Genomic DNA, 6,869 nt, shown 5'->3' with positions numbered 1-6,869 from the left:
ACGACGAGGAAGGTGACACTAGATTGCCTGAAACTTAAAACTTTGCAACGGAGCCCCAAATTCTCCTATTCGGTTCAACGACTCGCATCAGGCATTTGTACAGTATTTGCACACCGTGCCATCGCGTTGGTCAAAAGAGTATCAAATATCGCCGAAACGCGATTTTCAAAGGGATTTTCTATTTTAAAAATAGGTAAAACCAATCAATCGCCATGGCAAATGCTGATATTTTATGGGCTAATTTAAACGGCTTGACGATGTTGTACACTTTTTGTCTCTTCAAGCCTGAATAATCGCCCATCGCGGGGAAATCCATATGGCGAAAGATAATAACAATATCGTAATTTTTGGTGCGTCAGGCGACCTTACCAAACGTAAGTTGATCCCTGCTTTTTATCACCTTTATGCAAATGGCATGATGCCTGAGAACTTTACGATTCTCGGCGTCAGTCGAACGGAATACACCGACGAAGCATTCCGCGAAAAACTTGCTGCGTTTTTAATTGCAAACGAGAAAGTAAATGAAGAAACGCTGGCGCGTTTTTGCCAACACATTTACTACTTGTCAATCGACCCTGCAGACGCGTCAAAATACGATCAATTGGCGACACGTCTAGACGTACTGAGTGTGCAGCACGATACCGGACACAACAACCTCTACTATCTGGCAACGCCCCCGAGCTTGTATGGCGTTATTCCCGAGTGTCTGGCAAACCATAATCTGCATGATCAGTCGAACGGTTGGAAGCGTCTCATCGTTGAAAAGCCGTTTGGGTATGACACGGCAACGGCGGAGTCTCTGGATAAAAAAATCCACGATCAGTTTGACGAACACCAGTTGTACCGTATCGACCACTATTTGGGTAAAGAGACGGTGCAGAATCTGTTGGTGTTCCGTTTCTCCAACGGTATGTTTGAACCTCTCTGGAACCGCAACTTTATCGATTACGTCGAGATCACCGGCGCTGAGTTTTTGGGCGTTGAAGGTCGCGGTGGATACTATGACGGTTCTGGTGCGGTGCGTGATATGTTCCAAAACCATCTGCTTCAGGTGTTGGGCATGGTGGCGATGGAGCCGCCAGCAGCGATCCGTTCTGATTCCATTCGTGACGAAGTCACCAAGGTCATGCAGAGTTTCCGTCCACTCAGTGAAGCGGATTTGAGAAACAATCTGGTCCTGGGTCAATACACGGGGTCGAATGTACGTGGTGAGCAGCTGTTAGGCTACCGAGAAGAGCCGGGTGTAGCGGATGACTCGCGTACTGAAACCTACATCGGTTTGAAAATGTTTGTTGATACCTGGCGTTGGAATGGTGTGCCATTCTATGTGCGTACGGGTAAGCGCTTGCCAACGCGTGTGACGGAAGTGGTGATTCACTTTAAGAAAACGCCTCACCCTGTCTTTGGTGCAAATGCGCCGGAGAATAAGCTGGTCATCCGTATTCAGCCAGATGAAGGCATTCTGATGAGCTTTGGCTTGAAAAAGCCGGGCGCGGGTTTCGAAGCCAAAGAAGTGTCGATGGAGTTCCATTATCAGGACTTGAAAGAGTCGCAACTTCTTACCGCCTATGAGCGTCTGCTGTTGGATGCTATCAAGGGAGACTCAACCCTGTTCGCGCGTTCAGATGCGGTGAAAGCGTGCTGGGAGTTTGTTGAACCGATTCTTCAATACAAAGAAGATCCTGATGCGCTGTTCGGTTACGCAGCAGGTACTTGGGGACCTGAGCAAGCAGATGAATTGCTGAAGCGTGATGGAAGAGAATGGCGCTATCCGTGCAAAAACCTGACAAATACAGAATATTGTGAGTTATGAGATGACGGAATTTCGCGTACGAGAAAATGCTGATGCTGTGGTGAATGAACTGGCGGCGTCGATGAAAAGTTTGAGTGAACAAGGTCGTCCAGTTCATATTTCGTTGTCTGGAGGCAGTACACCTAAACTGCTGTTCACTTTGCTGTCTGAGCCTGAATGGGCAAACAGTATCCAATGGCAAAATCTTCACTTCTGGTGGGGAGACGAACGGTGCGTGGCAGCGGACGATGCTGAAAGCAATTACGGCGAAGCGAATGCACTGCTGTTCAGCAAGATTGAGATCCCTGCTGAAAACATCCACCGTATTCGTGGTGAAGATGATGCCGAGCTGGAAGCAAAGCGTCTCGCTGAGGAAATCAAAGCAGACGTGCCAGAGAAAAATGGCCTGCCAGCCTTTGATTGGATTTTGTTAGGTATGGGCGATGACGGGCATACGGCGTCTCTTTTCCCTGGACAAACCCATTACGATGAACCCGCGTTGACATTGGTGGCGGCACATCCGCAGTCCGGTCAATTGCGTGTTTCGAAAAGTGCGCGTCTTCTGAACAATGCCGACCGCATCAGCTATTTGGTATTGGGTACAGGTAAAGCCGAAATGATTGAAGCGATCCACGGTGAGAATGCACAAGCGAATTTGCCGTATCCAGCAGCGCACATTCAATCAACGCACGGTACCACTGAATGGTATTTAGATGCTGCTGCCGCAAAAGCATTGGCATAACAACATTTGACGGGCGAATTCTATGGAGTTTGCAAAGAACGAAATACTCAGGTGGCGGTGACGTTAACCCGCGTCATTTGAGCATAAGGAGCTAAAGATGAAAGGCGATATCGGTGTAATTGGTCTGGCGGTAATGGGCCAGAACCTTATTCTGAACATGAACGACAACGGTTTTCGCGTAGTCGCGTATAACCGTACTACGTCAAAAGTTGACGAGTTCTTGGAAGGCGCAGCGAAAGGCACCAACATCATCGGTGCTTACTCACTGGAAGATCTGGTTGAGAAACTGGAAAAGCCACGCAAAGTGATGCTGATGGTTCGCGCGGGCGATGTTGTTGATCAGTTTATTGATGCACTGACACCGCTGCTGGATGAAGGTGACATCATCATTGATGGTGGTAACTCCAACTACCCAGACAGCACACGTCGTATGAAAGACCTTGAAGAAAAGGGTCTGGTCTTTATCGGTGCGGGTGTTTCTGGTGGTGAAGAGGGTGCGCGTTTCGGACCATCAATCATGCCAGGCGGTAACCCTGCGGGCTGGTCAGCCGTTAAGCCTATTTTCCAAGCCATCTCTGCCAAGACAGACAATGGTGAAGCGTGTTGTGATTGGGTGGGCCGTGAAGGTGCTGGCCATTTTGTGAAAATGGTACACAACGGCATTGAATACGGTGACATGCAGCTGATCAGTGAAGCGTACCACTTCATGAAAGAAGGCCTTGGCATGAATCACGATGAAATGCAGGCGACCATGACCGAGTGGAACAAAACCGAACTCGACAGCTACCTGATGGAAATCAGTGCCGAAATCGTCGGATACCGTGATGATAATGGTGAGGTAGTGCTGGAGAAAATCCTAGATACCGCAGGCCAGAAAGGCACCGGTAAGTGGACGGGCATCAATGCGCTGGACTTTGGTATTCCACTGACGCTGATCACCGAATCTGTGTTTGCACGCGCGTTGTCAGCACGTAAAGATGAACGTGTTGAAGCAGGAGCGTTATTCCAACACAAAATAGGCACTATAGAAGGTGATCGTGACGTGTGGCTAGAAGCACTGCGTCAGGCTCTTCTTGCCGCGAAGATCATCTCTTACGCGCAAGGTTTCATGTTGATCCGTGAAGCATCAGAGCAGTTCAACTGGGATCTGAATTACGGCAACGTAGCCTTGTTGTGGCGCGGTGGTTGTATCATCCGTAGTGCATTCCTTGGCAACATTCGTGATGCTTACGAAAGCAACCCAGACCTGAAATTCCTGGGCTCTGACGCGTACTTCAAGAACATTCTGGAAGATTGCATGGGTTCTTGGCGTAAAGTTGTGGCGAAAACATTCGAAATCGGTCTGCCATCACCAGGTCTGTCTTCAGCACTGACGTTCCTTGATGGTTATACCACTGCGCGTCTGCCAGCAAACATGCTTCAGGCACAGCGCGATTACTTTGGTGCACACACTTACGAGCGCACTGATCGTCCACGTGGTGAGTTCTTCCACACTAACTGGACGGGTAAAGGCGGCGATACCGTATCGACGACTTACAACAGCTAATCGTCGGTTGTCGCGAGAGATTAAAAAGCCAGTCAGTTTCCTGACTGGCTTTTTTTGCAATGAGTTCAATGCGTTTGTAAAACCACGCTATTCGTTTCACCACACCTACGTTTCGCAGGTTACCAAAAAACGACTTTCGCCGTTTTTTGGTTGATCAACAAATAGCGGTGATAAAAAAAGGAGGCTTTCGCCTCCTTTCAGAATTCATAAGAAAGCTTATTTTTTGCCTTCTTTATCCAGACGGGTCAATTCTTTGATTTGACGGCTGATTTCGCGACGCTCTTTTGAAATTTCAGCACTCTTGATGATGTGATCGTCAACGCGGTCTTCATAGTCCGCTTTCATGTTCTTAACGATTTCTACGATTTCATCGTGAGACATTTCTGGTTGAATGTAGTCAAGCAGGTTCTCAAGCAGGGTAACGCGCTTTTGGTTGTCGCGGATTTTTTTCTCGTTATCCTGAATTTCCCGCTTCAGTTTGTTTTTGCGACGAGAGAACTTAACGATCTCGAATACATTGTTCATAGGTCTTTAACCTTCTATGTGTGATCCTGGTGAAATTAAACCACAATGAGGCACTGGGAAACAGTCTTTTGATCAATGAAAAGTCACTTAAAACAAACTACTGATCAGACTAGAGCGTAGGAAAAATGGGTGGAATGCGGTGGTAGGATGGCATGCCATTGACATGCCGTTCTTTAAAAAATTGAAAGTAATTTACTCAATGGCACCTTCAAGACGCACGTGTTCACCTGCGGTCTTGAGATTTGAGCCTCTGAGCATGGCATTCACCAGTTCTGTCGCGTCAAATTTTGTCAGTGCTTCATGAGCACCCACTTGGTGCGCGCGGTCGACACTGATCTCGCTGGACAAGGATGTATGCAGGATGAGATAGGCTTCGGATAACGCGCTGTTGTTGCGAATTTCAAACGCCAGTTCATACCCGTCAATGCCGGGCATCTCGATATCGCTGACGACAATGTCAAACGGACGGCCTTCACTCGCGGTATTCTTCATTTTTTCAAGAGCATCAAGGCCATTGTTGCTGACCTCATACGGGATATTGATGCTGTCGAGCGCCTCTGATAACTGTCGGCGTGCAAGGCTACTGTCATCGATAAGGAGGATGTGCATGGGCTTGAGTTTTTCTCTGTCCACATCAGCAAGGATGGGATGAAGCTTGTCCTCTTGGGATGGAAATATTTTGTGCAGAATGAGTTCCACATCCAACAGCTGCACCAGCTTATTATCGACATCCATCACGCCAGTGAGAAAAGCACGTGAGCCCAGTGTATCTGGCGGTGACGTGATATTTCGCCAATCACATTCGCTGATTTTCTCAATGGCACGGACGAGAAATCCCACCACGCGACGTTGACAGTCGGTAATGATGATAAAACAGCGCTTGTACTCTTCTTTGGGGATCGGTTTATAGCCGATTGCTTTTGCCATATCGATGACGGGGGTGGTGACACCGCGGATATTAGCAGTGCCAACAACCGTGGAGTGAGATCCAGGCAGCGCAGTAAGTGGGCAAAATGGGACTATCTCTCGTACTTTGAGAGTGCCGATTGCAAAGGATTGTGTTGCTGTTAGCCGGAAGAGCAACATTCCTTGTGATTCGTTGGCTTTACTTTTCATTTCGTCGCCTGTTATGGACGTATATACCATTCTTTTTGTCCTTTGATTGTAGCCTGTCGTATTGGCGATAACACCTACGTTGTATCAATTTATTGGCTTAAGTCGGCAAGATACTGAGGGAACAAGGTTAGTCCGCTGGGAATGGAACGAAAATTCAGAACATTTGTGATAGCGACGTTTCGCTTTCTTCAAAGAGATTTTCTACTATTAAAGTGGAAATGATAGTTAGCGCGCTAAAAAATGAACGCAACATGAGCGTTATTGATATTTGTGTTTAACTTGAGTAGTAAAGTAGACGTTGCGTTGTTAAACAGTGTAAGAGCTTGTACGTGTCTTTTTGTTTTAGTGACGAGGGCTGTAGGGCTTTGATGCGTACATATGGAATGTTAATAGCTGCTTTGCAGTAAATATAGTATTCGATACGGCATAACGATAATGACAAGTATTTTAGATTCTGTAGATTCCCGCACCAAATTAGTCGGGGAAAACCGATTAGAGCTGCTTATTTTTCAACTCGGCACACGGCAGCTATTCGCGATAAACGTATTTAAAGTGCGTGAAGTGCTAAAAGTACCCCATCTCAATAAGATGCCGGGATCCCATCCGAAAGTGAGTGGTGTAGCGACTATCCGTGGTCATTCCATTCCTGTTATCGACATGCGTCAGTCGATCGGTATGCGTGCACTTGAAAGCGATCCGGACACCAACCTTATCGTTACCGAGTATAACCGTACGATACAAGCCTTCCTGGTTGGTCAGGTGATTTATATCAAAAATATGGGGTGGGATGAAATTATGGAACCCCCCGCGACGGGACGTGGCAACTATCTCACTGCCATTACTAAGCTCGAACATGAGGGTGACAATAAACTTGTCGAAATCATTGATGTCGAGAAAGTACTCGCTGAAATTGTTTCGTACGACATTGGTATTTCTGAAGAGGTGTTGGACAAAGACTTGTCGCAGCATCTGGTAAACAAACGCGTTCTCGTTGTCGATGACTCTTCCACCGCGAGACTGCAGGTGACAGAGACACTTGGTCAATTGGGTATTGAGTGTATCGAGAGGCTTTGTTGCTTAAATCGATGGAACTAAATCTAGAAGCTACGATCTGATCGGCTACACCCATCAATCGTCGTAGTCTCATG

Annotated in this window: 5 protein-coding genes and 1 pseudogene; 4 read left to right on the top strand and 2 right to left on the bottom strand. The window is 47.2% G+C overall.

The features are described 5' to 3' along the window. The first annotated feature begins 316 nt into the window (after positions 1-316). From zwf to gnd, 3 genes are all read left to right on the top strand, one after another. On the top strand, positions 317-1,813 hold the full coding sequence (zwf, locus tag B5D35_RS22080) for a glucose-6-phosphate dehydrogenase (RefSeq protein ID WP_078754596.1): 1,497 nt from the start codon (positions 317-319) through the stop codon (positions 1,811-1,813). 1 nt (position 1,814) lies between these two features. Then, a complete protein-coding gene (gene pgl, locus B5D35_RS22075) occupies positions 1,815-2,534 on the top strand; it encodes a 6-phosphogluconolactonase (protein WP_078754595.1) in 720 nt (239 codons plus the stop codon). A gap of 97 nt (positions 2,535-2,631) precedes the next feature. Next, the gene (gene gnd, locus B5D35_RS22070) at positions 2,632-4,080 is read left to right on the top strand and encodes a decarboxylating NADP(+)-dependent phosphogluconate dehydrogenase (protein WP_078754594.1); all 1,449 of its coding nucleotides are present in this window, start codon (positions 2,632-2,634) and stop codon (positions 4,078-4,080) included. 216 nt (positions 4,081-4,296) lie between these two features. On the opposite strand, the gene B5D35_RS22065 is transcribed toward gnd, so the two are convergent. Both B5D35_RS22065 and B5D35_RS22060 read right to left on the bottom strand, forming a co-directional pair. Next, entirely contained in the window at positions 4,297-4,605 is a 309-nt protein-coding gene (locus B5D35_RS22065) for a DUF496 family protein (RefSeq protein WP_067413977.1), read from the bottom strand. Between the two features lie 192 nt (positions 4,606-4,797). Then, complete coding sequence (locus B5D35_RS22060) at positions 4,798-5,721, bottom strand: chemotaxis protein (RefSeq protein ID WP_078754597.1); 924 nt, start codon at positions 5,719-5,721, stop codon at positions 4,798-4,800. Positions 5,722-6,156: 435 nt separating this feature from the next. Here B5D35_RS22060 and B5D35_RS22055 point away from each other — a divergent pair. Next, positions 6,157-6,789: pseudogene (locus B5D35_RS22055) on the top strand (chemotaxis protein CheW); the annotation flags it as partial. Between the last annotated feature and the right edge of the window lie 80 nt (positions 6,790-6,869).

The organism is Enterovibrio nigricans DSM 22720 (genome assembly GCF_900167155.1).
Classification (GTDB): Bacteria; Pseudomonadota; Gammaproteobacteria; order Enterobacterales; family Vibrionaceae; genus Enterovibrio; species Enterovibrio nigricans.
The sequence above is the reverse complement of the archived record's forward strand: the minus strand, read 5'-3'. Positions and strand labels throughout refer to the sequence as shown.